Source organism: Roseomonas sp. OT10 (assembly GCF_020991085.1).
GTDB classification, from domain to species: domain Bacteria; phylum Pseudomonadota; class Alphaproteobacteria; order Acetobacterales; family Acetobacteraceae; genus Roseomonas; species Roseomonas cutis.
The window spans coordinates 4,333,279-4,359,958 of record NZ_CP087719.1; the positions used below are offsets into that span (position 1 = coordinate 4,333,279).

At 73.1% G+C, this 26,680-nt stretch carries 23 protein-coding genes; 9 read left to right on the plus strand and 14 right to left on the minus strand.

Annotated elements, in window-relative coordinates:
- Position 1: 1 nt before the first annotated feature.
- The 3 genes from LPC08_RS19720 to LPC08_RS19730 all read right to left on the minus strand — a co-directional run bounded on the left by LPC08_RS19720 (position 2) and on the right by LPC08_RS19730 (position 3,164).
- Positions 2–1,282: a CmpA/NrtA family ABC transporter substrate-binding protein gene (locus tag LPC08_RS19720; RefSeq protein WP_255702288.1), complete on the minus strand. Its 1,281-nt coding sequence runs from the start codon at positions 1,280–1,282 to the stop codon at positions 2–4.
- Positions 1,279–2,376 (minus strand): CmpA/NrtA family ABC transporter substrate-binding protein, encoded by a 1,098-nt coding sequence (locus LPC08_RS19725; protein WP_230449938.1) that lies wholly within the window; start codon positions 2,374–2,376, stop codon positions 1,279–1,281. The genes LPC08_RS19720 and LPC08_RS19725 overlap by 4 nt, the downstream gene beginning before the upstream one ends.
- A gap of 227 nt (positions 2,377–2,603) precedes the next feature.
- Positions 2,604–3,164: an ANTAR domain-containing response regulator gene (locus tag LPC08_RS19730; RefSeq protein WP_230449939.1), complete on the minus strand. Its 561-nt coding sequence runs from the start codon at positions 3,162–3,164 to the stop codon at positions 2,604–2,606.
- Positions 3,165–3,382: 218 nt separating this feature from the next.
- On the opposite strand from LPC08_RS19730, the gene LPC08_RS19735 reads away from it, so the two are divergent.
- Positions 3,383–4,513, plus strand: coding sequence for a M20/M25/M40 family metallo-hydrolase (locus tag LPC08_RS19735; protein WP_230449940.1), 1,131 nt, complete (start codon positions 3,383–3,385; stop codon positions 4,511–4,513).
- Between the two features lie 338 nt (positions 4,514–4,851).
- On the opposite strand, the gene LPC08_RS19740 is transcribed toward LPC08_RS19735, so the two are convergent.
- From LPC08_RS19740 to LPC08_RS19755, 4 genes are read right to left on the minus strand one after another with little or no spacing between them, the layout of a single operon-like run.
- A complete protein-coding gene (locus LPC08_RS19740; protein WP_230449941.1) occupies positions 4,852–6,297 on the minus strand; it encodes an amidohydrolase in 1,446 nt (481 codons plus the stop codon).
- Positions 6,294–7,148 (minus strand): carbohydrate ABC transporter permease, encoded by an 855-nt coding sequence (locus tag LPC08_RS19745; protein ID WP_230449942.1) that lies wholly within the window; start codon positions 7,146–7,148, stop codon positions 6,294–6,296. Before LPC08_RS19745 ends, LPC08_RS19740 begins: the two co-directional genes overlap by 4 nt.
- Complete coding sequence (locus LPC08_RS19750; protein ID WP_230449943.1) at positions 7,145–8,062, minus strand: carbohydrate ABC transporter permease; 918 nt, start codon at positions 8,060–8,062, stop codon at positions 7,145–7,147. Before LPC08_RS19750 ends, LPC08_RS19745 begins: the two co-directional genes overlap by 4 nt.
- 10 nt (positions 8,063–8,072) lie before the next feature.
- Entirely contained in the window at positions 8,073–9,362 is a 1,290-nt protein-coding gene (locus LPC08_RS19755) for an ABC transporter substrate-binding protein (protein ID WP_230449944.1), read from the minus strand.
- A 210-nt stretch (positions 9,363–9,572) separates the two neighbouring features.
- On the opposite strand from LPC08_RS19755, the gene LPC08_RS19760 reads away from it, so the two are divergent.
- From LPC08_RS19760 to LPC08_RS19785, 6 genes are all read left to right on the plus strand, one after another.
- Complete coding sequence (locus LPC08_RS19760; protein ID WP_230449945.1) at positions 9,573–11,102, plus strand: M81 family metallopeptidase; 1,530 nt, start codon at positions 9,573–9,575, stop codon at positions 11,100–11,102.
- A 3-nt stretch (positions 11,103–11,105) separates the two neighbouring features.
- Entirely contained in the window at positions 11,106–12,344 is a 1,239-nt protein-coding gene (locus LPC08_RS19765; protein WP_230449946.1) for an ROK family transcriptional regulator, read from the plus strand.
- A 22-nt stretch (positions 12,345–12,366) separates the two neighbouring features.
- On the plus strand, positions 12,367–13,875 hold the full coding sequence (locus tag LPC08_RS19770; protein ID WP_230449947.1) for a M81 family metallopeptidase: 1,509 nt from the start codon (positions 12,367–12,369) through the stop codon (positions 13,873–13,875).
- 4 nt (positions 13,876–13,879) lie between these two features.
- Entirely contained in the window at positions 13,880–14,971 is a 1,092-nt protein-coding gene (locus tag LPC08_RS19775) for an ABC transporter ATP-binding protein (RefSeq protein WP_230449948.1), read from the plus strand.
- A gap of 24 nt (positions 14,972–14,995) precedes the next feature.
- Entirely contained in the window at positions 14,996–16,003 is a 1,008-nt protein-coding gene (locus LPC08_RS19780; protein ID WP_230449949.1) for an SIS domain-containing protein, read from the plus strand.
- 72 nt (positions 16,004–16,075) lie between these two features.
- A complete protein-coding gene (locus tag LPC08_RS19785; protein ID WP_230449950.1) occupies positions 16,076–17,125 on the plus strand; it encodes an oxidoreductase in 1,050 nt (349 codons plus the stop codon).
- 683 nt (positions 17,126–17,808) lie between these two features.
- On the opposite strand, the gene LPC08_RS19790 is transcribed toward LPC08_RS19785, so the two are convergent.
- From LPC08_RS19790 to minC, 4 genes are all read right to left on the minus strand, one after another.
- Complete coding sequence (locus LPC08_RS19790) at positions 17,809–18,618, minus strand: penicillin-binding transpeptidase domain-containing protein (protein ID WP_230449951.1); 810 nt, start codon at positions 18,616–18,618, stop codon at positions 17,809–17,811.
- A 135-nt stretch (positions 18,619–18,753) separates the two neighbouring features.
- Positions 18,754–19,044, minus strand: coding sequence for a cell division topological specificity factor MinE (gene minE, locus LPC08_RS19795; protein ID WP_230449952.1), 291 nt, complete (start codon positions 19,042–19,044; stop codon positions 18,754–18,756).
- Positions 19,041–19,859 carry a septum site-determining protein MinD gene (minD, locus tag LPC08_RS19800; protein WP_230449953.1) on the minus strand — a complete coding sequence of 273 codons (819 nt, stop codon included), beginning with the start codon at positions 19,857–19,859 and terminating at the stop codon, positions 19,041–19,043. Before minD ends, minE begins: the two co-directional genes overlap by 4 nt.
- 88 nt (positions 19,860–19,947) lie before the next feature.
- Complete coding sequence (gene minC, locus LPC08_RS19805) at positions 19,948–20,703, minus strand: septum site-determining protein MinC (RefSeq protein ID WP_230449954.1); 756 nt, start codon at positions 20,701–20,703, stop codon at positions 19,948–19,950.
- A gap of 176 nt (positions 20,704–20,879) precedes the next feature.
- Here minC and LPC08_RS19810 point away from each other — a divergent pair, with 176 nt between their 5' ends.
- Entirely contained in the window at positions 20,880–21,404 is a 525-nt protein-coding gene (locus LPC08_RS19810) for an acyl-CoA thioesterase (RefSeq protein WP_230449955.1), read from the plus strand.
- Between the two features lie 862 nt (positions 21,405–22,266).
- Here the strand turns inward: LPC08_RS19810 and LPC08_RS19815 are convergent.
- Positions 22,267–22,983, minus strand: a complete 717-nt coding sequence (locus LPC08_RS19815; RefSeq protein WP_230449956.1) for a ribonuclease activity regulator RraA — start codon at positions 22,981–22,983, stop codon at positions 22,267–22,269.
- Between the two features lie 326 nt (positions 22,984–23,309).
- Here LPC08_RS19815 and LPC08_RS19820 point away from each other — a divergent pair, with 326 nt between their 5' ends.
- On the plus strand, positions 23,310–24,428 hold the full coding sequence (locus tag LPC08_RS19820; protein ID WP_230449957.1) for an alpha/beta hydrolase: 1,119 nt from the start codon (positions 23,310–23,312) through the stop codon (positions 24,426–24,428).
- A 356-nt stretch (positions 24,429–24,784) separates the two neighbouring features.
- Here the strand turns inward: LPC08_RS19820 and LPC08_RS19825 are convergent, their stop codons facing one another.
- Complete coding sequence (locus tag LPC08_RS19825) at positions 24,785–25,609, minus strand: glycosyltransferase family 2 protein (protein WP_230449958.1); 825 nt, start codon at positions 25,607–25,609, stop codon at positions 24,785–24,787.
- Positions 25,606–26,394, minus strand: coding sequence for a lysophospholipid acyltransferase family protein (locus LPC08_RS19830; RefSeq protein WP_230449959.1), 789 nt, complete (start codon positions 26,392–26,394; stop codon positions 25,606–25,608). Before LPC08_RS19830 ends, LPC08_RS19825 begins: the two co-directional genes overlap by 4 nt.
- Positions 26,395–26,680: the final 286 nt, after the last annotated feature.

Consider the following 26,680-nt stretch of genomic DNA (forward strand, 5'->3'; position numbering starts at 1 on the left):
ATCAGGCTCCGGCGATCTTCTTGATGCCCTGGGAGGCGAGGTAGGCGGCCGGGTTCTCCGGATCGAAGACCTTGCCGTCGAAGAAGGTCTCGCGGCCGCGGCTGGGGGCGGACGGGGTCTCACCCGCCGGCACGCCCGCGCGCTCGGCGGCGGCGCGCCAGATGTCCTGGCGGTTCACCTGGGCGACGAGGGCCCTGGTATCGGTGTTCTCCGGCAGCACGCCCCAGCGGATGTCCTCGGTCAGGAACCACAGGTCGTGGCTGGCGAAGGGGTAGGAGGCGTGGTCGCGCCAGAACTTCATCAGCAGCGGCGAGCCCTCGACCTTGCGCCCGTCGCCGTAGTCGATGTTGCCGCGCGAGCGGTTGAGGATGTCGGCCACCGGCACGTTGAACCAGGCGCGCTTGCCGATGATGGCGCACATCTCCGCCTTGTTGGCGTCCGCGTCGCACCAGCGCTGCGCCTCGATCACCGCCGCCGTCAGCGCCTCGGCCGCCTTCGGATTTGCCGCCACCCAGTCGGCACGCAGCCCCAGCGCCTTCTCCGGATGGTCCTTCCAGAGCTCGCCGGTGACGGCGGCGGTGTAGCCGATGGTCTGGTTGACGAGCTGGTCGTTCCACGGCTCGCCGACGCAGAAGGCGTCCATGGTGCCGACCTTCATGTTCGCCACCATCTGCGGCGGCGGCACGACGATGGTCTGCACCTCCGTGTCCGGGTTGATGCCGGCGGCGGCTAGCCAGTAGCGGATCCACAGGTCGTGGGTGCCGCCGCGGAAGGTCATCGCGACCTTGCTGTTCTGGTTCAGCACGCCCTTGAGCGGCGAGGCGTCGAGCTTCGCGCCGCGCGGCTTGTGCGCGTTGCCGACGGAAAGGCCCTGGCCGTTGGTGTTCAGCCGCGCCAGGATCGCCATCGGCACGGGGGTGGAGTTCTGGGTGATCCGCCCCGTGTGCAGCAGGTAGGGCATGGGCGAGAGGATGTGCGCCCCGTCGATGCCGCCCGCGGCGCCGCCCAGCACGATGTTGTCGCGCGTGGCGCCCCAGGAGGCCTGCTTGGCGACGTCGACATCGGGCAGGCCATGCTTGGCGAAGAAGCCCTTCTCCTTCGCCACGATCAGCGGCGCGGCATCGGTCAGGGCGATGTAGCCGAGCTTCGCGCCCTTCACCTCGGGCGCGGTGCTGCCCTGGGCGAAGGCGCCGCGCGGGGCGGCGGCGCGGGCGGCGGCCAGCAGCGCGGCGGTCGCGGTGAGGGCGGCCCGGCGGGTCAGGGGTCGGGTCGGGAGGCTCATGCGCGGGGCTCCGTGAGGAAGGTCTCGGTGGGTTCGGCTTCGGCGAGGCGGGCGGCGGCGGCGCGCCACAGCCGGTCGTCGTAGGGGGCGAGCGCCTCGGCCGGGACGGGTTCCGGCATGTGGCGCCAGCGCCGCATCTGGCCGAGCCACCAGGCGGCGGCCGCGGCGCGCGGCAGGGTGGCGGGGCGGAAGCGCAGCCGCGCGCCCTCGGCCAGCGGGGTGCCGTCCGGCAGCAGCCCGGCGAAGGCGAGGGCGATGGTCTCGCGCGGCACGCCGGGCAGGACGCGCTCGTGCAGGATCGCCACCGCCTCGGCGCGGTTGGCGGGCTCGTCCAGCCAGCGCGCGGCGGCGATGACGGCGGCGGTCAGGGCGACGGCGCGGTCGGGGTCACGCTCCGCCCAGCCCTCGGCGAAGGCCAGCATCTTCTCGGGATGGCCGGGCCAGATGTCGCCGCTGCTCAGCACCACGCGACCGGCGCCGCGGATCGCGGCATGGCTGCCCCAGGGCTCGCCGGCGCAGAAGCCGTCCACCGCCCCGGCCTCCAGCGCCTCCACCGCGCGGGAGGGCGGCACGACAACGAGGCGCAGGTCGCGGTCCGGGTCGAGCCCGCCCAGCGCCAGCCAGTGGCGCAGCAGGTAGTTGTGCGAGGAGAAGGGGAAGACGACGGCGAGGCGCAGCGGCTCGGCCTGGGCCCGCGCCAGGGCGGCGAAGGCCGCGGGCGTGACGGGCGCGCCGGCCGGGGCGAGCGCCGCCGTCAGCGCGTTGGACAGGACCAGCCGGTTGCCGTTCAGCCCCATCCCGGCGCCGATGCTCAGCCGCCGCCGCACGCCGCCCAGGCCGCAGGCCAGGGCGATCGGCAGCGGCCCCAGCACCTGCGCCGCATCCAGCCCGCCGAAGGCGATCTTGTCGCGCAGCGCGGCCCAGGAGGTCTCGGCGGAGAGCGCGACCCGCAGCCCGGCGGCGGCGAGGATGCCCAGCTCCTCCGCCACCACCAGCGGCGCGGCGTCGGTCAGCGGGACGTAGCCGATCCGCAGCAGGCCGGTGCCGCGTTCGCGCAGCAGGACGGGACGGGGCGGAGCGAGATCGTCGGGCAAGACGGGCTGTCCAGGCCCCTCCGGAGAGGGGCGGTCAGCGGGCCGCCGTTGGACCGCGAGGATCGGGATTGGGAGGCCGGATGGTGCGCGCCGTTGCGCACCGCTCCCGGGGCGGAGAAAGCATTATCGCCCTGTCGGGCGCAAGGGTTTTGCTGCACGGAAAGGCAGAATTTTCGTTAACCCATATATATGAACAAAAAACATCCAAACAGCATAATTCTTGATCATTAACCCAGGCGCATGATCTCGGCCGCCATCGCCGCCATCCGCAGGCGCCGCTCCATCGCCATGCGGCGCAACCGGCGATGCGCCTCGGCCTCGGTCAGCCGGTGCCGCTCCATCAGCCGCGCCTTGGCGGCGCTGACCAGCCGGTCCTCCTCCAGGCTGGCACGCGCCGCGGCCAGCTCCTGCCGCAGCGCCTGATGCGCCCGGAAGCGCAGGATCGCGACCTCGATCACCGGCCGCACCCGGTCGGGGGACAGCCCCTCCACCACATAGGCGGCGACCCCCGCCTCCAGCGCCGCGCCGATCTGGTCGGTGCCCGCCCGTGCCGCGAAGACCACGACGGGGCGCGGCTCGTCCTGGTGCAGGACGCGCATGCTCTCCAGCTCGTCGCGCGAGGGGTCGTCGAGCGCGCAGACGATCACCTCCGCGCCGCTCTCGCGCACCTGGCGCGTCAGGTCGCCCACCGCCGGGGCCAGGGCGACGACCTCGCAGCCGGCCGCCCGCAGCCCGGCAGCCACGGCCGCGGCGCGATCCCCCTCTACATCGACCAGCAGCACACGCACGCGCGGTTTTGCTCTCCCCAGACCGGCGCGGCGTCTCCGTCCCGGTGGTATCCTGTGGCACGCGCCGTGCCGCCGGAAGCGCCCCGGTGGCCGGGCAAGGCATGGGGCCTGCCATGGCTGACGCCCGTCCCCTCCCCGGCCATGATGCGCATGCCGCCGGCCGGGCGCCCCGCACGACACGGGTCGCCCTCGCGAGGGGCTGGCGCAGGAGAGCGATCGTGGACATCCAGCGACTTCCCTTCGACGAACGGGCGATCCTGCAAGGCGTGCGGCGCTGGGTGGAATGCGAGAGCCCGTCCTGGGATGGCGCCGCCGTCAGCCGGATGACGGCGCAGGCCGGCACGGAGCTGCAGCAGATGGGCGCGCAGGTCCGCGGCATCCCGGGCCGCGACGGCCATGGCGACTGCGTGCTGGGGGATTTCGCGCCGGACGACGCCTCGCCCGGAATCCTGATCCTGGGCCATCTCGACACGGTGCACGCGATCGGCAGCCTGGCCGGCCCGATGCCCTGGCGAGAGGCGGAGGGGCGAGCCTACGGCCCTGGCCTGTTCGACATGAAGAGCGGCAACTTCCTGGCGCTGGAGGCGCTACGCCAGCTTCGCGCCGCCGGATGGGGCACGCGCCTGCCCGTCCGCGTCCTCTTCACCTCGGATGAGGAATCCGGCAGCCCCACCACGCGCGCACTGATCGAGGACGTAGCGCGCGGGCAGCGCTGCGTCCTCGTGCCCGAGGGCGCGCAATCCGCCGGCCGCCTGGTCTCCGGCCGCTTCCCGAGCTGCCGGCTGCGGCTGTGGACACGCGGCCGGCCGAGCCATGCGCTGATCCAGCGCGAGGCCGGGCGTTCCGCCATCGCGGCCATGGCACGGGTCATCCTGGCGATCGAGGCGATGAACGGCGGCGACGTCGCCTATACCGTCACCTACCTGCACGCCGGCCTGACCGTCGCCACCGTGCCGGTGGAGAGCTATGCCGAGCTGGTCTGCACCGCCCGCTCCGCGGAGGTGCTGGACGCGGCCATTGCCCGCATCCGCGCCATCGCCGATGCCGACCCGGACGGCGCGCTGGAGGTGCGGATCAAGACGCAGCGGCCGCTCTGGGTCCGCAGCACCGCGGACATCGCCCTGTGGGAACACGCACAACGGCTGGGGCGGTCGATCGGGCTCGACCTGACTTACGACGCGGCCTTCGGCGGCTCGGACGGGAACTTCACCGGGGCCCTGGGCATACCCACCCTCGACGAGCTGGGCCCTGCCGGCGCCGATGCGCACCAGCTATCGGAGAACATCGAGGTGGCCAGCCTGGTGCCCCGCGCCCGGCTGATGGCGGGACTCCTCGCCACGCTGGAATAACGGCTGCGGTGGGTGAGGCCTACGCGTTGCGCGGCGGCCCCCCGGGGGAGGCTCCGCCTCGCCCCGATACCCCCTCCGCCGGGGCCACAAGCTGGCCCCGGACCCCGCTGGCGATTGGCTCGCGCGGCTGCGTCAGCCGACGGGCCGCACCCGAGCAAACGTGGACAGGCGGGGCGCCGGAAGCAGCAGCAAAGGCCGCAGTCGCCGGGGGGGGTAACGCTCCCCGGCGTGCCGACGCGTCTGCGAACGGGGGTCCAGGGGCTCTGCTCCTGGCGGATGGGGGGTCCGCGGGGCAAGGCGGAGCCTTCCCCCCGGCGGCGTCCCTCGGCGAGCCCCGCTCAGCCCAACGCGCCACCCTCGGCGTGCCCCACGCGCACGGGCGGCACCGCGCTGTCCGGCATGGGGCAGAGGTAGGGCGTCCGCGCCAGCCGGGCGGCGAACTCGTCCCTGGCGGCCTGGAGCAGCGCGGGCTCGGCGATCAGCGCCGCGCCGGTCGCGGCCATCACCTGCGCCACGTGCACCATGCCCTTGTGCGCCAGCGTGGACTTGCCCTGCGCCACCATCTGCCAGGAATGGCCGGGGGTGCCGATGGCGTAGGTGGCGGTGCGCGCCTGCACCGTGGGCACGGTGAAGCTGACATCGCCGAGATCGGTGGAACCGGGGAAGAGCTCGCCCGGATTGTCCAGCGGCGCCACCCGGTCCCACAGCGCCAGGCCGGGTTCGTAGGGCAGGCCATAGCGCGCGAAGTCGGTGCGGATGTCCTGCTCGGTCAGGCTGGCCTGCACCTGCCGGGCGATGGCCTGGTCCGCCTCGTCGAAGGGCACGGGGCCCAGCGCCTGCATCACCGCGTGCATCGCGCCTTCCAGCACGGCATTGCCGAGCAGGTTGGCGGTGCCGCTCTCCGGCAGGATCTCCAGCCGCGTCCCGGTCATCAGCGCGGCGCCGCGGGCGATGTCGTGGACGCGCTCGGCCAGCGCCAGCATGTCCTGCACCGTGGCGGAGCGGATCTGGTAGCGCACGCGGGCATAGGCGGGCACGACGTTGGTGGCGCGCGTGCCGCTGTCCTGCAGCGCGCTGTGGATGCGCGCGTCCACGGGCATGTGCTCGCGCAGGTAGTTCACGCCGATGCTGGTCAGCTCCACCGCATCCATGGCGCTGCGCCCGAGGTGCGGCGCCACAGCGGCATGCGCGGTGCGGCCGTGGAAGGCGTAGTCCACCCGCAGGTTGGCGATGGAGCGCGCCTTGTCCACCAGCACGAAGGCGTCCGGGTGCCAGGAGAGGGCGACGTCGCAGCCCGCGAAGGCCCCGGCGCGGACCATGAAGACCTTGCCGGCGCCGCCCTCCTCGGCGGGGCAGGCGTAGGTGCGCACCCGCCCCGGCAGGCCGGCGCGTTCCAGCCAGCGGGCGAGGCCCATGGCCGCGAGCAGCGACCCGGCGCCGAGGAGGTTGTGGCCGCAGCCATGGCCGTTGCCGCCGGGCTCCAGCGGGCTGGGGGTGAAGACGCCCGCCTCCTGGCTCAGCCCGGGCAGGGCGTCGAACTCGCCCAGGAAGGCGATCACCGGCCCGCCCTCGCCTGCCTCGCCCATCAGCGCGGTGGGGATGCCGGCGAGGTTTTCGTGCAGGCGGAATCCCGCCTCGGCCATCGCCGCGCGGTGCAGGGCGGCGGAGCGGGTCTCGCCATAGGCCAGCTCCGGCACGCCCCAGACCGCGTCGCTGAGCGCGAGGGCGCGCGGGGCGCACTCCTCCACCGCCCGCCACACGGCGGCGTTCCGGTCTCGGGTCATTTGCCGCTGCCTCCCAGCAGACCGCGGGTGAAGGCCTTCTGGAAGGCCAGGAAGACGATCAGCATGGGCAGCATGGACAGGACGGTGGCGGCCATGATCGGCCCCTCATCAACCTCCATGCCGCCCAGGAAGGAGTAGAGCGCCATCGGCACGGGCTGGGTGTCGGGCGAGCTGGTCAGGGTCAGGGCGAAGAACAGGTCGTTCCAGACGGAGCGGCTCTGGATGATGGCCAGCGTCGCGAGGCCGGAGAGCGAGGCGGGCATCAGGATCTTGAAGAAGTAGCCGGCCGGGCCGCAGCCGTCGATCTGCGCCGCCTCGAACATCGAGCGCGGGATGGTGGTGAAGAAGTTGCGCATGAAGAAGGTGCAGAAGGGGATGCCGTAGGCGACGTGCACCAGCCACATGCCGGGGATGGTGTTGTACAGCCCCAGGCCGCGCATGATGAGGAAGAGCGGGATCTGCACGATCTGGTGCGGGATCAGCATGCCGGCGAGCAGCAGGAAGTAGATCACCCGCCCGCCCACGAAGCGGATCTGCGACAGCGGGAAGGCGGCGATGGCGCCGACCAGGACGGAGAGCACGACGGACGGCGCGGTGATCAGCACGCTGTTCCACAGGGCCGGTCCGATCCGCTCCCAGGCGCGGACATAGTTCCGGGTGTGGATGCCGGCGGGCAGGGTGAGGGCGTCCGCCAGCTCGGCCGGGCTCTTGATCGAGGAGAGCAGCACCACCACCAGCGGCGTCAGGTAGAGCGCCGCCAGCAGCACGATCGCGGCGATCCGCAGGACCTTCGCCGGGTTCAGCGGCTTCCGCCGGGCGCGCGCCAGCGGAAGGGCCAGGGCCTGGCTCATTCCCGGTGCTCCTCCGTCCGGCTGGAGATGACGTAGAGGTAGGGCAGCACCACGAAGGCGGAGAGCGCCAGCAGGTAGACGGCGACCGCGGCGCCGGTTCCCAGCTCGAAGCGCGCGAAGGAGGTCTCGTACATCTCCACCGCGAGCACGGAGGAGGACTGGAACGGCCCGCCCTGGGTCATCGCCCAGATCAGGTCGAAGACGCGCATGGAATCCACCCCGGCGATGCCCAGCACCACCACCGTGGAGGGCAGCAGCATGGGCAGCTTGATGCGCCACAGGATGGTCCAGGCGGAGGCGCCGTCGATCCGCGCCGCCTCGACCAGCTCAGTGGGGATGTTCCGCAGCCCGCCGAAGTAGATCAGGAAAGTGAAGCCGCTCCAGGCCCAGAGCGAGGCGAGCATGATCGCATAGGTGTTGATCTGCGGGTCGCCCAGCCAGTTCTGTGCCAGCCCGCCCAGGCCGATGGCACGCAGGGCGGAGTTGATGACGCCGGCATTGGGCTCGTAGAGCCAGCGCCAGGTGGAGGCGACGGCCACGGTGGTGATGGTGAAGGGGATGAAGAAGACGGTGCGGAAGACCGTGGCGCCGCGGAAGTCGGAATCGAGCAGCAGGGCGAGGCCCAGCCCCACCACGGTCGGCACCACCAGGTAGTAGACCAGCCACTTGCCGTTGTTGAGCGCCGCATCCAGGAAGCGCCGCTCGCCCAGCAGGTTCACGTAGTTGGCGAGGCCGACATAGGTCCGCTCGGGCGAGAAGCCGTCCCAGCTGTAGCGGGAGAGGTCGATGGTCTCCAGCACCGGCCAGACGAAGGCGCCGACATAGAGCAGCAGCGGCCCCGCCAGGAACAGGGCATAGGTGAGGCCATCCCTCTGCCGGCGGGAGAGCCCGGCGGGGCGCGACGTGCGCGGCATCGTCGTTCCGTCAGAAGGAGGCGAACTTGTCCTCGCGCTTCAGCTGCTGGCGCTTCTGCTCCAGCGTGTTCAGGGAGGCGACCAGCGCCTGCTCGTCCAGCTTCGCGGCGAAGCGCTCGACCTCCGTGCCGAACTCGATGTGGAAGCCGGTCGGCAGCATCAGGTAGGGATTGGGGATGGTGACGTAGCCGTCGCCGGTGCGCCCCAGCTTCTCGAAGGTGCGGCGGGCCAGGACGTCGTAGATGTCGGGCGACGTCTTGCTGTTCGGCGCCGTGCCGCCCTTGATCTTGGCGAAGGCCTCCTGCGCCTCCGGCGTCGCGATGGCGCGCAGGAAGTTCTTGCCCGTCTCCGTCATCTCGCCCTTCAGCACCACGGCCACGTCCGTCTGGGTGATGCTGACCTTCTCCAGCCCCGGCAGGTAGAACAGGTCGTACTCCTTCCCCGGGGTCCAGCCGCGCTGCTTCATGTAGGCCGAGGCCCAGTCGCCGACGCAGTACATGCCGACGCGACCGCGCATCATCTGGTCCACGCCGTCCGACCACTTCGCGCCGGTCCAGGTCGGATCGAAGTTCGAGGCCATGCGCTCCTTGAACAGGCGGAAGGCGCGCAGCATCTCCGGCCCGTTGAAGGCGACGTTGCCGCGGATGAACTCCCAGCAGCCCTCCACGCCCAGCACGGTGATCAGCGGGCCGTAGAACTGGTAGGTGGTCCAGGAGGGGCCCTGGGCGCTGGTCAGGGGATGGATGTCGGCCGCCTTCAGCGCCTTGCAGACCTCGCCGAACTCGTCCCAGCTGGTGGGGACGGAGAGCTTCAGCCGCTCGAACACCGCCTTGTTGTAGAAGACGTTGCTGATGATGCCGACGCCGAAGGGAATGCCGTAGGCGCTGCCGCTGAGGGAGAGGACGCGGCGCAGCCCCTCGGAGAAGATCTCGTCGCCGCGCACGTCCTTCCAGACATCCGCGACCTCGACCAGCCGCCCGGTGGCGGCGGTGCTGCGCAGCTCGTAGCCGGCGCTGAGCTGGAAGGAGGTGGGCGGCACCCCGCCCATCAGCGAGACCTGCACCTGCTGCCGCACGCCGGCGCTGCTGCCGGGGATGACGCGGTCGGTGATGGGGGTGTTGGGATACTTGGCGTTGGCGACCGCCATCAGTGCCTTGACCGCCTCGATCTCGCCCGGGGCGCCGAGGTAGTGCCAGAACTCCGGCACCTGCCTGGCCTGGGCCCGGGGCGCGGCCAGGGCCGCCGTGCCCATCGCGCCCAGCAGCATGCCGGCGGCCCTGCGTCCCATCACCTGCGCCATGGCACCCTCTTTCGTCCGAAGCCGGGATTAATGGGATGGGGATTCGGGCAGGCCGTCAAGCGGATTTCCGGAGATGCAGCGCTTTTCGCGGAAGCGCGCGCCGGACAGGCGCCGAAGAGGCCGTTTCCACCGGCCGTGCCGGCTGAACATGACATCCGGGCGCTTGACGCTCCAAGATCGTGGTGCCTAGTTTTTCCAGGGATCGGATAAATGACCCTCGCCGTCCCCGATCCGCGAGGAGCAGGAAGCATCGTGCAGCGCGTCGCCATCCTGGGGTTCCGGCACGAGGCGATGATCGCCTGCCCCTTCCTCACCGACCCCGCCACCTCGAACATCTGGCGGGGCGCGGAGATCCTGGAGCAGGACCTCACCACCATCACCGGCGTCACCGACCGGCTGGCGGAGGAGCCGGGGGTGGAGGCGGTGCCGCTGCTGCTGGTCCGCACCCTGCCGGGCGGCGCCTTCGAGCGCGGCTTCTACGAGGCGATCAAGCGGGAGTCGCTGGAGCTGCTGCGACGGCACGGCCCCTTCGACGGCATCATGGTGCTCAACCACGGCGCGGCCGAGGTGGACGGGCTGGGGGTGCATGGCGATACCGACTACGTCGTGGCGATCCGCGCGGCGGTGGGGCCGGAGGTGCCCATCGCCATCCCCTTCGACATGCACGGCCAGGTGACGCCGGCGCTGCTGGAGGCGCTGACGGTGATGAGCTGCCTGCGCACCGCGCCCCATCGCGACAACTACGAGACCAGCCGCCGCGCCACCGACCAGCTCCTCCGCGTGATGCGGACCGGGGTGCGCCCGCGCAAGGCGGCGGTGAACATCCCCATCTTCGTGCCCGGCGAAAAGGCCATGACCGCCTACGAGCCGGCGCGCGGCCTGTTCGGGATGCTGCCGGACTACGACGCCCGCCCCGGCGTGGTGGAGGCGCACCTCTTCGTCGGCTTCGGCTGGAACGACCTGCCCTGGTGCGGGATGAAGGCGGTGGTGCTGACGGAGACGGACGAGGCGCTGGGCCGCGACCTCGCCCTGGAGATCGCGGAGAAGGCCTGGGCGCAGCGCCACCGCTTCGGGCTGGAGATGGAGACGGCCGATCTCCGCGACGGCCTGCTGCGCGCCCGCGACGCCGCCACCGGTCCCGTGCTGCTGAGCGATTCCGGCGACAACACCACGGCCGGGGCGGGCGGCGACCTGACCTTCGTGCTGCAGGAGGCGTTGGACCTCGGCATGGACGACATCGTGGTCGCCGGCATCTTCGCCCCGGAGATCGTCGCCGCCTGCCAGGCCGCCGGCGCGGGGGCAGATGTCACGCTGGAGATCGGCCGCCACATCTCCGCCGAGCCGTGGCCGCGCACGGTCCGCGCCACGGTGGAGGCGCTGGGCGATCGCGTGGATGTCCGCCGCTTCCAGAACCTGCGCGGCTCCGATGGCGCCTGGGCGCGGGTGCGGATCGACGGCGTGGTGGCCACCTTCCACGCCGCCCGCGTCTCCTTCACCGGGCCGGGCCATCTGGAGGCGGTCGGCATCGACCCCCGGGCCCGCAAGACCGCCGTCGTGAAGGTCGGCTACCTGCATCCGCAGCAGGAGGACATGGCGGCCCGCCACATCTGCCTGATCAGCCCCGGCGTGGCCGATCTCGACTTCCTGCGCCTGACCTACACCCATATCGCGCGCCCCTCCTTCCCCATGGATGGCGACATGGCATGGTCCGCCGGCCAGGGCCTGTTCGGCCCGGCCTGATCCGTGCCCCGTTGGCGCCACCAGCTGGGCGCGGCCGCGCGCGGGGTCACGCGCGACACGCGCAGCATGCATCCCTCGATCGTGCGGCAGATCCACGCCTCGCGGATCTTCCACGTTATCCGGCTGAACCCGCTGCTGTCGCAGCGGGAGCTGGTGCGGCAGTCGGGCTTCGACAAATCCACCGTCTCCACCATCGTGCAGCAGTTCGAGGCGCGCGGCCTGGTGGAGCGCGAGCGCGGCAGCGGCAGCGGCCGCCCCGGTCGGCCGGGCGAGCGCATCCGCCTCTCCGAACGCAGCGGGCTGCTGGTGGGGGTGAACCTGCGGCCGCACGGCCTGCATCTCGGCGCGGCGCGGCTGGACGGCGCGCTGCTGGCGGACCGGGTGGTGCCGCTGCCGGAGGCGGAGCGGCTGGGCGCGACCATCCAGGCCGAGACCAGGGCCGTGGTGGCGGAGCTGGGACGCGGGATGGAGGAGGTGCTGGCGGTCGGCGTCGCCCTGCCGGGCCTGCTCAGCCGCGCGGGGCATCTCGCGCAGTCGCCCAACCTGGGCTGGCGCGACGTGCCGCTGCGCGACATCCTGGCGCGCGACGTCACCCGCCCGACCTTCCTGGAGAACAACGCCAACGCCGCCGCCCTGGCCGAGTACCTGTTCGGCTCGGCGGTGGATTTCCCGGACTTCGTCTACCTGGAAAGCGGCTCGGGGGTCGGCGCCAGCATCTTCCTGGACGGGGAGGTGTGCCGCGGCGCCAGCGGCTTCGGCGGCGAGATCGGGCACCACAAGATCGTCCCGGGCGGCCGGCTCTGCCGCTGCGGCGCCTCGGGCTGCCTCTCCGCCTATGTCTCGGTGGATTCGATCCGCGAGCGCCTGGCCCGGCGCGGCCATCCGGTCCAGCAGGGGGGGGATTCCGACCTCGCCGCGCTGGAGGAGCGCGCCCGCATGGGCGACGCGCCGGTGCTGGAGGTGCTGGCGGAGGCGGGGCACTTCCTCGGCGCCGGGCTCGCCAACGTGATCAACATCTTCAACCCGCCGCTGGTGGTGCTGGGGGGCGGCCTGTCCCGCCTGTATCCCTGGATGCGCCCGGCCATGGAGACGGCCATCGCGCGCGAGTCCCTGGTGGCCGCGCGCGAGGATTGCCGGATCGACCTCGCCGCCCTCTCCGCCAGCAGCGGCTGCTGGGGCGGGGTGGCGCTGGCGCTGGAAGGCTGCACGCGCTTCGACGCCGCCGAGACGGTGCCATGGTGACCTCTGATCGGGAGCGACGGGGATGAAACGGCTGCGCATCGGCGTCTTCGGCATGTCGCAGGAGGCGATGCTGGCCACGCCCGGCCATCTCGACCCGCGCACCGTGCTGGTCTCGCGCGGGCGGGAGGTGGTGGAGAACGACCTCTGGGTGGTGCGCGGCATCGTGGCCGCGCTGCGCGAGGACCCGGCGGTGGAGATCGTGCCGCTGATGGTGGTGCGCTGCCGCGCCAGCGCCCCCTTCGCCCCCGATTTCTTCGAATCCTGCAAGGCGGAGATCCTGTCCCTGATCGCGACGAACGGCCCCTTCGACGGGCTGGTCGCGGGCAATCACGGCGCGATGGAGGTGGACGGCCTCGACGTCACCGGCGACACCGACCTGATCGGCGCCATCCGGGCGCAGGTCGGGCCGGACCTGCCCATCGCCATGGCGCTGGACATGCACGGCCACGTCCCGCCGCCGCTGCTGCGCGACGCCCAGGCCTTCGCCGTCTTCCGCACCGCGCCGCACCGCGACGACGACGGCACGGGATACCGGGCGGCGCGGATGCTGCTGCGCATCCTGCGCGAGGGGCTGGCGCCGCGCCGCGCGGCCGTCCACATCCCCCTCCTCGTGCCCGGCGAGATGGCGATGACGGCTTACGAGCCGATGCGCTCGCTCTACGCCGCCCTGCCGGAGATCGACCGCCGCCCCGGCATCCTGGGCGCGGACTACATGGTGGGCTTCGCCTGGAACGACCGGCCCTGGATCGGCATGGCCGCCCTGGTCACCACGGAAGGCGATCCGGCGCTGGCGCGCGCGACGGCGCTGGAGATGGCGGCGGCGCTCTGGGCCCGGCGCGACGAGTTCCGCCTGCAGATGCCGGCGCGCGAGGTGACGGAAGGGCTGCTGGAGGCCGGCCGCCTGGCACAGGACGGGCCCGTCTATGTCAGCGATGCTGGCGACAATGTCACCGCCGGGGCCTATGGCGACCTGACCCTGGTGTTGCAGGCGGCGCTCGCCCGGCCGGAGATCGGCCCCATTGTCGTCTGCAACATCATCGCGCCGGAGACGGTGGCGCAGTGCCACGCGGCGGGCCTCGGCGCGACGGTGACGCTCGCCCTGGGGGCGGAGCATCTCTCGCGCCCGGCCGTGCCGGTGCCCGCGACCGGCGTGGTGGAGGCGCTGGGCGAGGCGCTGAACCCCACCTCCGCGCCGCACCTGCGCGCCGTCAGCTCCCCCTGGGCGCGGGTGCGCTTCGGCCATGTCACCGCGACCTTCCACGCCCGGCGCATGCAGATCACGACGCCCCATTTGCTGGAGGCGATGGGGATCGACCCGCGTGCGCCGGGCGTCTTCGTGTTCAAGGTCGGCTACCTGCATCCGGAGCTGGAGGATGTCGGCGCCCGCCACATCCTGCTGCTCAGCGACGGCACCTCCAACCTCGACCTCACCCGGCTGCCCTATACGCGGATCGGGCGGCCCGCCCTGCCCTTCGACGCGGGGATGGAATGGTCGCCGGAACGGGGCCTGTACACGGATGAGGGGACCTGACCGGATGGCGCAGCTCAGCCTCCGCGGCGTGACGAAATCCTACGGGCCGCTCACCGTCGTGCACGGGATCGACCTCGACCTGGCCGACCACGAGTTCCTGGTGCTGGTCGGCCCCTCCGGCTGCGGCAAGTCCACCACGCTGCGCATGATCGCGGGGCTGGAGGAGATCTCCGCCGGAGAGATCCGCATCGGCGGCAAGGTGGTGAACGACCTGGCGCCGGGCGACCGCAACATCGCCATGGTGTTCCAGAACTACGCCCTCTACCCGCACATGTCCGTCGCCGAGAACATCGCCTTCGGGCTGAAGCAGCGACGCACGCCGCGTTCGGAGATCGCCCGCCGCGTGGCCGAGGCGGCGCGCGTGCTGGAGATCGGGCCGCTGCTGAAGCGCAGGCCGCGCGCCCTTTCCGGCGGCCAGCGCCAGCGCGTCGCCATGGGCCGGGCCATCGTGCGCGAGCCGGACGTCTTCCTGTTCGACGAGCCGCTCTCCAACCTCGACGCCAAGCTGCGCGTGCAGATGCGCACCGAGATCAAGCTGCTGCACCAGACCATCCCCACCACCACGGTCTACGTCACCCACGACCAGATCGAGGCGATGACGCTGGCCGACCGGGTGGTGGTGATGAACAAGGGGCTGATCGAGCAGGTCGGGCCGCCGCAGGCGCTCTACCACACCCCGGCCAGCCGCTTCGTCGCGGGCTTCATCGGCAGCCCCGCGATGAACTTCCTGCCCGCGCGGCTGGAGGGCGAGGGCGACGGGCTGGCCCTGCGGCTCGCCGACGGCGTCTCCCTGCCGGTGCCGCCGGACCGTGCCGCCCGCTACGGGCGCTTCGCCGGGCGCGAGATGCTGCTGGGGCTGCGGCCGGAGCACCTGACCGAGCCGCGCAGCCGCCCCGGCGCCGCGCCGCTGCCCGCGACGGTGGAGGTGGCGGAGCCCCTGGGCGTGGAGACGCTGGTGCACGTCACGGCCGGCGGCCAGCGCCTCTGCGCCCGCTTCGACCCGGACGTGCCGGTGCAGCCGGGGCAGCGCCTCGACCTCGCCGCGCAGATGGACCGGATGCACCTGATCGACCCCGCCACCGACCGGGTGGTGTAGGGCGCGGCCCCGATGGAGACACGTATGGAAGAGCATGAGGGCCTGCGCCTGATGCAGGCGGAGATGGCGCGCCAGTGCGGCGACGCGCTCGCCTCGATGGACGGCAGCGGCGCGGCGGCGCGGGCGGCGGCGGCGGCGATGCGCGCCGCCGGGCGGGTGGTGCTCTACGGCATCGGCGGCTCGCACTACGTCAACCGCGCGGTGGAGCCGCTGTACCGCGCGCTGGGGCTGGACTGCCGCGCGCTGGGTGCCTCGGAGGCGCTGATGTCGCCTCTGCCGGACTTTCCCCGGGCCGCCGTCATCGTCTCCCAGTCGGGCGAATCCGGGGAGATCGTGGAGCTGCTGGCCCGCCCCGCGGGGCAGGAGCGTCGCTTCGGCATCACGCTGGAGGGCGGCAGCACCCTGGCCCGCGCGGCGGAGGCGGTGCTGGTCGGCGCCGGCGGCACGGAGCACGCCTTCGCCGCCACCCGCAGCATCATCGTCACCCTGGCCCTGCACGCCGCCATCCTGGAGGCGCTGGACCTGCCGCAGGATGCCTTCCGCGCCGTGCTGGCAGCGGATTCGCCGGCCGACACGGCGGCGGTGGATGCGGCGCTGGTCGGCTGCGACGTGGTGGCCTTCGCCGGGCGGCACGTGCTGCAGGGCATCGCGCAGAGCGGCGCGCTGTCGATGATGGAGCTGGCGCGCGTCCCCACCATCGGCTGGGAGGGCGGGCAGTTCCGCCACGGCCCCTTCGAGTTCCTGCGTCCCGGCCTGGGCATCCTCCTCCTCCGCAGCGCGGGGGTGGACGGGCCGGGCGTGGCGCCCCTGGCCGAGGCCTGCGTCGGGGCGGGCTGCACCACGGTGGTCTTCGATGCGAGCGGCGAGGCGCCGCTGCCCGGCTGCCTGACGGTGGCGCTGCCGCGCAACGCGGGGCTGGCGGCGGGGCTGTCCATGCTGCTGGCCTTCCAGCCGCTGAACATCGCGGTCGCGCGCCGCCGGGTGGCCGGGCGGATCGGCACGCCGGTGCGGACCAGCAAGGTGACAGTCTAGGGCGAATGGCCGCAAGACGCCGCCTCGGGCAGCACGACGGAGGCGGCCTTGGGCGGAGGGAGGAAAGAGGTCATGGATACTCCGATCCGGGTCCTGCTGGTCGGCTTCGGCCTGGCGGGACAGTTCTTCCACGCGCCGCTGCTGACCCGGACGGAGGGGATGGAGATGGCGGGCGTCGTCACCTCTGCCGTGGCGAAGGCGAATGCCGCCCTGCCCGGCGTGCCCGTCTTCCCCGACGCCGTCACCGCCTTCCGCGAGGCGGGGGCGGCGCTGGCCGTGATCGCCGCGCCGACCGGGCTGCATGCCGCGCTGGCCGAGGCGGCGCTGCGGGCGGGGCTGCATGTGGTGGTGGACAAGCCCTTCACCTCCACCCTGGCCGAGGCGCAGGCCCTGGCCGAGCTTGCCCGGGCGGAGGGAAGGCTGCTGACCGTCTTCCAGAACCGCCGCTGGGATGCCGACTTCCTGGAGGTGGGCCGGCTGGTGCGGGAGGGCCGGCTGGGCCGCGTCGCGCAGTTCGAATCCCGCTACGACCGTTTCCGCCCCGAGGTCACCGACCGCTGGCGCGAGCGCGCCGGGCCGGGCGCAGGGCTGTGGTTCGACCTGGGGGCGCACCTGCTGGACCAGGCCCTGGTTCTCTTCGGCGCGCCGGAGGCGATCCGGGCGGAGTTGGCGATCCAGCGCCCGGGCGGCGAGGCGGATGACTGGTTCCACGCCGTGCTGCGCTACCCGGACGGGCTGCGGGTGATCCTGCAGGGCGGCAGCCTGCTGCCCGATCACGGGCTGCGCTTCGCCGTGCACGGCACGGGCGGCAGCTACGTCAAGCACGGGCTGGACACCCAGGCGCTGGCCATGCGCGACGGCAAGGGGCCGGGCGATGCCGGCTGGGGCGAGGACCCGCTGCCCGGCCTGCTAACCCTGGCCGATGGCCGGCGCGAATCCTGGCCGGTGCGTTCGCCGGGCTCCTACGAATGCTTCTACCAGGGGGTGCGGGACGCCATCCGCCAGGGTAGCGAGGGCCCGGTGACCCTGGACCAGGCCCTGACCTGCATGACAGTGCTGGAGGCGGCGGTCACGAGTTCGGAGCGACGGGCCGAGGTCCCGCTGGGGCCGCTGCGCTTCTGATCCCCGGGGACGGCGTGCCGGATCGCCGGCACCGGCGGACAGGCGCTCAGGAGCAGAGCCCCTGGCCCCTTTCGCGGAGGCCGCTGCGGCCTATGCAGTACCTGATCACGACGGCGGGATGATCTGACCCGTGGCGCTGTGGTGTTCGGGCGGCGGACCGGGAGGGGACGCCGTCCCCTCCCAGACCCTCCCCTGCCGGGGCCACAAGCGGGCCCCGGTCCCCGCTGGGAGTCTGGTGCTGCGCGGCTGCCGTCAGCCTGCGGGCTGAACCCTGACGGCGCGCGGACAGGCGGGACTCCAGAATAGCTTTGAAGGCGTCCGCAAGTGCGGACACCGTACCCGCCGAGGAGCATGGCTCCTCGGCGCCTCGACCCCGTCGCAGCCAGCCGCGCGGCAGCGCTGATCGGGTCCAGGGCCCGCAGGGTCCTGGCGGAGTGGGGGTTACGGGGGCGAGGCAGCGCCTCGCCCCCGGGGAACGGGCGCCACGCCAGCACGGATCGAGGCATCGTTCCATCCGTATGATCCTGCGTCCGGCGGCCCCCCTGCCCAGGTTTTCCCAGGGTTCGGTCCGCAGGCTGCCCCCGCCGCGTGAGCCAACTTCCGGCGGGGTCCTGGGCCCGCTCGTGGTCCCGGCGGAGGGAGGCGGCGCCTCCTCCGGTCCGGCGCCCCAGCCAGCGGATGGCCTACAGCCAGCCCAGCTCCGCCAGCATGTCGCGGGCGAGTGGGATGCGGCGCCCTGTCAGGCGCGGGTCGGGCGTGTCCATGTTGAGGGCGAAGCAGCAGCCGCCCTCCGGCGCCTCCACCCAGCCGACGAACCAGCCCAGGGCCGGCCGCAGCAGCCCGCCGGTCTTGCCGTAGAGGCGGGCCTCGCCCGCCTCGTCCAACAGGGCGATGTCGTGCAGGACGGCGCGGGCGTGGGCGGAGACCGGCAGGGTGCCGCGCCGCAGCCGCTCCAGGAAGGCCACCTGCTCCAGCGCGCTGATCCGTAGCCCGCCCTGGCCGAGCCAGGCGGTCTCCAGCGGGCCGCTGCCCAGGTCGGCATTGCCGTAGTCCAGGCGCCGGACGAAGCCCGCCAGCCGCTCGCGGCCGATGCGGCGGACGATCTCCTGGAAGGCGGGCAGGGCGGAGGCGGCGAAGCCGCTGCGCAGCGTGTGGTCCCGGTTCCAGTCCGGGTTGGGGCGTGTCCGGCCGTCCCAGGGGATCGCAGGATGGTCGGCGTCCACGACCACGCCGAACTCCACCGCCGCCAGGGCGGTGACCAGCTTGAAGGTGGAGGCGGGCGGCAGCCGGCGCGCGGCACGGGCCGGGTCGACCAGCACCGTCTGCTCCGGGCTGGAGCCCGGCATGAAGCGGCGGGCGGCGAAGCAGCCCTGGGTGCCTTCGGCCGTGAACAGCCAGGCCAGGTCCGGTCGCTCCACGACCGCGGTACAGGCCTCCGCCGCGTCGTCCGGAGCGCCGGCCAGGGAGGAGGCGACCAGGGGGGAGGCAGCCAAGGGGGAAGCGGTGCCGCCACGGGGCACGGGGCCCTGGGCGGGGGTGGCACGGGCAGCCGGCGGCCAGAACGCCGGCAGCGCGGCCAGCAAGTTGCGGCGCGGCAGGGGCGGCGGGGCGGGCATGGCGGCCGCGCGTCAGGCCGTGATGCGGCTTCCCGCCTCGTTGCCCGGGCCCGGCAGCTCCACGGTGATGGCGAGGGCGGAGAGGTCGCTGCCGCGCTCCAGGTCCACCTTCACCTTCTCGGGGTTGATGGCCACGTGCTTGGCCACCAGCTCGACGATCTCCCGTTGCAGCTTGGGCAGGAAGTCCTCGCCGTTCCGGCTGATCCGCTCATGGCTGAGGATGATCTGCAGCCGCTCCTTCGCGGCCGAGGCGGTGGGCGGCTCGGCCTTGCGGTTGGCGCGGAAGAATTCCAGCCACTTCATGCCGCCCTCCCCCCGAACAGGCGCGAGAGGATGCCCTTCTTTCCGGCTTCGAGGAAGCGCATGGGCCGGTCCTCGCCGAGAAAACGCGCCACCGCGTCCTTGTAGGCCTGCCCCGCATTGCTCTCCGCGTCCAGGATCACCGGGTTGCCGGTGTTGGACGCCTTGAGCACGCTCTCGCTCTCCGGGATCACGCCCATCAGGGGGATGCGCAGGATCTCCTGGATGTCCTCCAGCTTCAGCATCTCGCCGCGCTCGACCCGGGCGGGGTCGTAGCGGGTGACGAGCAGGTGCTCCTTCACCGGGTCGCGCTTCTCCTCCGCGCGCTTGGAGCGGGATTGCAGCACGCCCAGGATGCGGTCGCTGTCGCGGACGGAGGAGACCTCGGGGTTGGTCACCACGATCGCCTGGTCGGCGAAGTACAGCGCCAGCAGCGCGCCCTTCTCGATGCCCGCCGGGCTGTCGCAGAGGATGTAGTCGAAGTCGGGGTGCATCTCCTCGATGACCTTGCCGACGCCCTCCTGGGTCAGCGCGTCCTTGTCGCGCGTCTGGCTGGCCGGGAGGATGGAGAGCGTGTCCACCCGCTTGTCGCGGATCAGCGCCTGGTTCAGCCGCGCCTCGCCCTGGATCACGTTGACGATGTCGAACACCACCCGGCGCTCGACCCCCATGATCAGGTCGAGGTTGCGCAGGCCGACGTCGAAGTCGATCACCGCGACCTTCTTGCCCATCTGGGCGAGCCCCGTCGCCATGGCCGCGGAGGAGGTCGTCTTGCCGACCCCTCCCTTGCCCGACGTCACCACGATCACCTGCGCCATCGCGCCCAGTCCCCCTTCTGAATCCTTCCCCGGGACCCTGCCCCGGATGCCCCCCGCTGGCCCCGGCCCCTGGCCGGCCGGGGCGGCCTCAGGTCCCCAGCCGGTCGAAGCGCATGCTCTCGCCCACCAGCCGCGCCTGCACCGCCTTGCCGATCGGCGCCTCGCCCAGCCCATCGCGCACCGCGTAGTAGCCGGCAATGGAGACCAGTTCCGGATCGAAGACCATGGCGAAGACCCGCGCCTCGGTGTCGTCCGCCCCGCCGGCGATGGCGCGGCCCTTCAGCGTCCCCCAGACATGCACGTTCCCGTCCGCGATCACCTCCGCCCCGGGATTGACCGACCCCGTCACCACCAGGTCGCTGCCCTGGGCCCAGAGGCGCTGCCCGGCACGCACCGAGCCCTCCACCACCATGGTCCGCCTCGCCGGCGGCGGCTCCGCCGCGGCCGGGGGGGGTGGGGGAGGCAGGCTGGCGGCCGGCACGGGCGGCGGTTCCGGGGCCTCGCCCCCCACGCTGCGCAAGGGCGGCAGCCCCGCCGACAGGGCGGCGGAGCGCAGGGAGGGCGAGCCGCCCGTGGTGCCGATGGGCGAGATGGCGACCGCGCGCAACTCCCGGACCAGGGTCGCGAAATCGACCTGGGCGTCGGGCTCCAGGTCGTCCAGGCCGATGGCGATGGGGGCGTTGCGCAGGAATCCGGGTGCCCGGCGGAACTGGTCGGCGATGGCGGGCACGACGGCCTCCACGCGGCCATCGAGCAGGCGCAGCACCAGCAGGCTGAAATTGGCGGCGCGGAGGCGGAAGGGCTCCGGCCCTCCCGAGCGCGCAGGCGCGGCGTGTGCGGACATTCCCGAGCTGGGTCCCCTGGGAGCGAATTCCCCTGCCCAGCCTACACGGGCCGGGGGTGGGGGCGTAACCCGCCTGTAAGCGTCCCGGCCATAGCACGGAACGCCGGCGGGGCGGGCGTGTTGTACGGGGCACGCCGGCCTACCCCGGACAGCGGCGCCGTTGTAACGGGGCAATCATGGCCGATGCTCCCGCCCCGCCCTCCGGCGTCCCGACCCCCGGTGCTTCGCCCGCTGGCACCCCACCCCCAGGCGCCAAGCCCGCCCGCCTCCTGCCCCGCCGGGCGGAGTACCGGTACTTCCAGCCCATCACGACGCGCTGGAGCGACAACGATGCCTACGGGCACGTCAACAACGCGATCTACTATTCCTGGTTCGACACGACCCTCTCGCGCTTCCTGCTGGAGACGGGAGAGCTGGACATCCAGACCTCGCCCCTGGTCGGGCTGGCGGTGGAATCCCTGTGCCGCTACCACGCCCCGGTGTCCTTTCCCGAGACGGTGACGGTCGGGCTGCGGATCGGACGGATCGGCAACAGCTCCGTCCGCTTCGAGCTGGGCATCTTCCGTGGCGAGGAGGATCTCGCCAGCGCGGAAGGCCATTTCGTCCACGTCTATGTGGACCGGGCCACCCAGAAGGTGCCGCAGCCGTTGCCGGAACGCTTCCGGGCGAAGCTGGCGCCGCTACTCGTGAGCCCGGGCTGATATCGACGGTTGGATGACCCGCCTGTCGTGCTGCCGTGTTCCGGCGGTGGACCGGGAGGGGACGCTGTCCCCTCCACGGACCCTCCCCTGCCGGGGCCACAAGCGGGCCCCGGTCCCCGCTGGGAGTCTGGTGCTTCGTGGCCGCCGTCAGCCTGCGGGCTGAACCCTGACGGAGCGCGGACAGGCGGACTCTGAATAACCTTCAAAGGCGTCAGCGAGTGCGGACCTCGTCCCCGCCGAGGAGCATGGCTCCTCGGCGCCTCGACCCCGTCGCAGGCTGTCCCGCGGCAGCGCCGATCGGGTCCAGGGCCCGCAGGGTCCTGGCGGAGTGGGGGTAGCGGGGGCGAGGCAGAGCCTTGCCCCCGGGGAACGGGTACACCCCCGCGCCGCCACGGATCAAAGACATCGGGCCGTTCGTATGAGAGCGCTTTCGCGAGGCGTGCGGACTGGTCTGGCGGTCTTTTCCGCACCGGGAGCGGCAGGCTCGCCGGATCCCCCGCATCGCGGGTTCGATCCCTTGCGTGCAGGCTCAGGCCGCAAAAAGAAAGGCGGTGCCAGAGGCACCGCCGAGTTTAGGGAGGAAACGTCCAAGAAAGACAGCACCGCGTCACCGCTGTGCTGCGATGCACAAACAAACACCGCGCACCGAAAGTTTCAAGGGGTACGCAGAAATCTCTGCCATGCGCTGGCCGCTCGGAGAGGATGTCCGGGCCGTATGCGGGGCCGGCATGGTGTCGGATGGGGTGGGAGGGCCGGCCTTCAGGACCGGCCGCGACCCGGGCACGGCCCTGCCTCGGGGACGGGCCACCCCGGGGCCCGGACCGGGGGAGGCGGAACCTCCCCCGGCCCACGCACGCCCGCCTCAGCGCTTGCGGCTGGCCTCGTAGCGCGCCTTGTTCTCCGCGTTGGGGGGGTAGAGGCCCGGGAGGACAGCCCCCTTCTCCACCTCGCCCATGATCCAGGATTCCTGCGCCTCCTGCTCCGCCGCCAGCGCCGTGACCTCCTCCAGCAGATCCTGCGGGATCAGGACCGCGCCGTCGTCGTCCACCACCACCACGTCGTTCGGGAAGACGGCGACGCCGCCACAGCCGATCGGCTCCTGCCAGTTGATGAAGGTGAGCCCGGCGACGGAGGGCGGGGCCGCCGCGCCCTGGCACCAGACGGGCAGGCCGGTCCCCTTCACCCCGGCGGCGTCGCGCATGACGCCGTCGGTGATCAGGGCCGCGACCTGCCGCTTCGCCATGCGGGCGCAAAGGATGTCGCCGAAGATGCCGGCATCGGTGACGCCCATCGCATCGGCCACGGCGATGACGCCGGGCGGCATCGCCTCGATGGCGCTGCGGGTGGAGATCGGGTTCGACCAGCTCGCCGGCGTCGCCAAGTCCTCGCGCGCGGGGACGAAGCGCAGGGTGAAGGCGCGGCCGACCAGGCGCGGCTGGCCCGGCTGCAGCGGCCGCGTGCCGCGCATCCAGACGTTGCGCAGCCCCTTCTTCAGCAGGACCGTGGTCAGGGTGGCGGTGGAGATGCCGGACAGGGTCTCCACGACGGACGGGTCGAGAGGCTGGACTTCAACGGGCATGGCAGGCCTTTCTGCTGGGTGGTTCGGATGTCGGCGACCGGCCCGCCGCTCCCGCGCAGGATCGGACCGGCGATGGAAGGGCCCCGGCCCACCTGTGCGACAGCCAGGCCGGCGCCGCCCTCGGGTGGCCCTGGCGGCCGGTGGCGTGGTGTTCGTCCGTCCGGCCGCGACCTCCTCGACGGGACGGTTTTCGCGCTTCGCCCGCCGCTCGTCCAGAAAGCGGCCGGGCCCGATCGCATCGCCTGGCCCGGCCGCGAAGGCGCAGGTCGAGCGGCCCTCCCCATATGACCACCGGGCCGGTCCTGGCCCGTCCGCGAGGAGAACCGATGCCCCGGCGACCAGCCCCCGCTCCTGCCCTGAACCGCCGCGCCCTGCTCGCCACCGGCCTGGCCACCGTGCCGCTGGCGGCCGGGCCGCGGGCCGCCGGAGCCGCCGGGCCGCCGCCCGCGCCGCCCTATGCCGCCGAGCCGGACGGGACCCTGGTCCTGGGGCCGCGGCGGATCCCGCTGCCGCCCTCGATCAGCGAGGAGGCGAAGGCGGGCATGCGCGCCGCCGCCCAGGCGCCCTGGACGCCGCTGCCCCCCGCCTCGGACCGGGGGGGCTGGGCCCTGCTGGCCGAACGGATCGCCAGCGCCGACGCCGCGAAGACCGCGGAGGTGGATCGCCGCCTCGTCGCACTGGACGTGCATGTGGAGACCCGCCCCCTGGGCGAGGCGACACTCTTTATCGCCGCCCCGCGCCGCGCCTCTCCCCGCACGCTGACCCGCATCATGCTGGAGATCCATGGCGGCGGGCTGATCGCGGGGGGCGGCAACGGCGCCCGCTTCGGGGCGGCGGTCCAGGCGGCCGCCTATGACTGCATGGTCTGGGGCGTGGACTACCGCATGCCGCCGGCCCACCCCTATCCCGCCCCGCTGGACGATTGCCTGGCCGCCTATCGCGAGATGCTGAAGGTCCTCGACCCCCGGCGGATCATCGTCCACGGCGTCTCGGCCGGCGGGAATCTCGCCGCCGCCACGGTGCTGCGCGCCCGGGACGAGGGGCTGCCGATGCCGCGCGCGGCGGCCCTGCTGACGCCGGAGCTCGACCTGACGGAATCCGGCGATACCTTCGAGACCAACCGCTGGATCGACGTCGCCCTGAAGACCGGGCTGGGCGAGGCCAACCGGGTCTATGCGGCCGGGCACGACCTGGCGCATCCCTACCTCTCGCCGCTCTTCGGCGACTTCCGGCGCGGCTTCCCGCCCACCTTCCTCAGCGCCGGCACGCGCGACCTGTTCCTGTCCAACGCGGTGCGGATGCAGCGCAGCCTGCGCCGGGCCGGCATCCCCTGCGACCTGCAGCTCTGGGAGGGCATGCCGCATGGCGGCTTCGCCGACAGCCCGGAAATGTCGGACCTCCAGCGGGAGGTGCGGCATTTCCTGGATGTCTGGTGGGGAGGCTGACCTCCATCGTCGAACCGGGGGAGGTCAGCCTCCCCCGCCCCCCTTCGCCGGGGCCACGAGCGGGCCCCGGACCCCGCTGGGAGTCTGGCGCCGCATGGCCGGTGTCAGCCTGCGGGCGGCATCCGGGGAGCGCGCGGACAGGCGGGGCACCGAGGAAGAATCAAAGGCCGCACGTGCTGCGGCCGCCGTCGCCGGGGAGCATGGCTCCCCGGCGTGCGACGCGTCCGTGAAAGGGGGTCCAGGGGCTCTGCTCCTGGCGGATGGGGGGGGTCCGGGGGGCAAGGCGGAGCCTTCCCCCTGGCCGCGGCCGGCCACGCGACCCACCACCCCGGGCCTGCCGCGGCGCCCGATCCCGGTCAGCGCCGCGCCCGCTGCCAGGCCAGCCGGGGCAGGCGCGCCAGGAAACCCAGCACCAGGCGGGTGTGCATGGCTGTCAGCAGCAGGTTGTCGCGGCCGTAGCGGAAGTGGGAGATGCCGCCCTCCGCCGCGCTGGGGTAGCGCACCGGGGCGGGCAGGCTGACCGGCGGCACCCCGCGCCAGCACAGGCGCACCGCCGCCTCGGCGTCGAAGTCGTAGCGGCGCATCCAGCGGGTGGCGTGCATCACCGCCAGCAGCGGCGCCACGGGGTAGATGCGGAAGCCGAAGAGGGAATCCCCGATCCCCGCCCAAAGCGTCTCCAGATCCGTCCAGAAGTTGGAGATGCGGCGCCCCCGCACGCGGATCGCCGGGGCCTCGGGGCCGAAGAGCGGGCGGCCGAGGATCATCGCCTCCGGCCGCCCGGCCGAGGCCGCCATGAAGCGCGGGATATGGTCCGCCGGGTGCTGTCCGTCCGCATCCATGACCAGGGCGTGGGTGAAGCCCGCCGCCGCGGCGCGTTCCAGCCCCTCCAGCACCGCCGCCCCCTTGCCGCCGTTGCGCGGCCGGTGGAACACGCACAGCCCCGGATCGCCCGCCGCCAGCCGCCCCAGCGGCTCCGCCGAGCCGTCGGTGCTGCCGTCCACCACCACCCAGACGGGGCTCCAGCGGGCCCTGGCCTGCCGCACGGTCTCCAGCAGCGCCTGGCCGCTGTTGTAGGACGGGATGAGGACCAGATGCGTGACGGAGGGCTGGCCGGGCACCGCCCCGGCCGCCGGCCTTTCCCGGCCCGGCGCCGCCTCCTGCGGCCGGATCGCGGCGCTCACGCGGCAGGCTGCGCGTGGACGGGCGCGGCGGCCACCGGCACCGGGGCGGGCCCGCCGCCGGGCACGGCCCTTCCGTCGCGCGACAGCTCCTCGCGCAGATGCGCCTCGATCGCGTCGCTCAGCGCCTGGGCCGAGCCGGCGGGCTGGAAGCGGCGGCCGAGGCGGACGCGGTAGACCAGCGGCAGCGGTGGGCGGCGCCAGAGCGGCCAGCCGGGGCGCAGGTAGGGCGAGTCGCTTTCGATCACCACCGTCTGGACGGGGGCGCCGGCCATCCGGGCCATCACCGCGAAGGAGCGGCTGCAGGGCCCCAGCGGCGGCCGGCGGGTGCGGGTGCCTTCGGGGAAGATCAGCAGCTGCCGGCCGGCGCGCACCTCCTCCGCCGCGCGGCGGACCATCGCGCGGGTGGCATCGTTGCGGATATAGCCGGCGAGCCGCACGCCGCCGCCGAGCAGCGGGTTGTCCCACACGCCCGCCTTGGCGATGCAGACCACCCGCGGCAGGCGCGAGATCACCAGCACGGCGTCGAGCAGGGAGGGGTGGCTGGGCGCGATCACCAGCGCCCCCGCCCCGCGCAGCGTGTCCAGGGCCGAGAGGTCCACGCGCAGCATGCCGGTGACCCGCATCAGCCACAGGTAGAGGCGGAAGCCGGTCATGATCGCCCGCTGGCCCAGCGTCTGCCCGGCGCGGGCCGGCATGACCCGGTACAGCAGCCCGGCCGGCAGGCTCCACAGCAGCGACAGCACGGCGAAGGCCAGCAGCACGAGGTAGAAGAGCGGGGTCCGCAAGGGGTGCCACGGCCCGGTGGCCGGGCCGTCCCCGGTTCGGGCGGGAGGGTCGTTGCCCCCGGCACGGCGGGATTCGGGGAGGCGGGGCACGGTGCTGCGGCGGTTCCTGTTTGGGCAGCGAGGATAGAGCAGATCGATCCGCATCGGAAACCGGCCCCGCGCCGCCGCCCGGGCCGCGCCCTCCCGTCCCGCCCCCTCCCGTCCCGCCCCGTGCCGCCCGTGGGCCGTGCGGGTGACCGGCGGCCGGGACCCGCCCTGCCCCTTGTTTTCCGCGCGCCTTCGGACC

Coding starts and splice junctions, on each gene's coding strand:
- minC (WP_230449954.1), bottom strand. CDS start 20,703: ATGTCCGCACACGCCGCGCCTGCGCGCTCGGGAGGGCCGGAGCCCTTC.
- LPC08_RS19785 (WP_230449950.1), top strand. CDS start 16,076: ATGGATACTCCGATCCGGGTCCTGCTGGTCGGCTTCGGCCTGGCGGGA.
- LPC08_RS19820 (WP_230449957.1), top strand. CDS start 23,310: ATGCCCCGGCGACCAGCCCCCGCTCCTGCCCTGAACCGCCGCGCCCTG.
- LPC08_RS19740 (WP_230449941.1), bottom strand. CDS start 6,297: ATGACCCGAGACCGGAACGCCGCCGTGTGGCGGGCGGTGGAGGAGTGC.
- LPC08_RS19745 (WP_230449942.1), bottom strand. CDS start 7,148: ATGAGCCAGGCCCTGGCCCTTCCGCTGGCGCGCGCCCGGCGGAAGCCG.
- LPC08_RS19780 (WP_230449949.1), top strand. CDS start 14,996: ATGGAAGAGCATGAGGGCCTGCGCCTGATGCAGGCGGAGATGGCGCGC.
- LPC08_RS19815 (WP_230449956.1), bottom strand. CDS start 22,983: ATGCCCGTTGAAGTCCAGCCTCTCGACCCGTCCGTCGTGGAGACCCTG.
- LPC08_RS19750 (WP_230449943.1), bottom strand. CDS start 8,062: ATGCCGCGCACGTCGCGCCCCGCCGGGCTCTCCCGCCGGCAGAGGGAT.
- LPC08_RS19810 (WP_230449955.1), top strand. CDS start 20,880: ATGGCCGATGCTCCCGCCCCGCCCTCCGGCGTCCCGACCCCCGGTGCT.
- LPC08_RS19770 (WP_230449947.1), top strand. CDS start 12,367: ATGAAACGGCTGCGCATCGGCGTCTTCGGCATGTCGCAGGAGGCGATG.
- minE (WP_230449952.1), bottom strand. CDS start 19,044: ATGAAGTGGCTGGAATTCTTCCGCGCCAACCGCAAGGCCGAGCCGCCC.
- LPC08_RS19775 (WP_230449948.1), top strand. CDS start 13,880: ATGGCGCAGCTCAGCCTCCGCGGCGTGACGAAATCCTACGGGCCGCTC.
- LPC08_RS19720 (WP_255702288.1), bottom strand. CDS start 1,282: ATGAGCCTCCCGACCCGACCCCTGACCCGCCGGGCCGCCCTCACCGCG.
- minD (WP_230449953.1), bottom strand. CDS start 19,859: ATGGCGCAGGTGATCGTGGTGACGTCGGGCAAGGGAGGGGTCGGCAAG.
- LPC08_RS19760 (WP_230449945.1), top strand. CDS start 9,573: ATGACCCTCGCCGTCCCCGATCCGCGAGGAGCAGGAAGCATCGTGCAG.
- LPC08_RS19755 (WP_230449944.1), bottom strand. CDS start 9,362: ATGGCGCAGGTGATGGGACGCAGGGCCGCCGGCATGCTGCTGGGCGCG.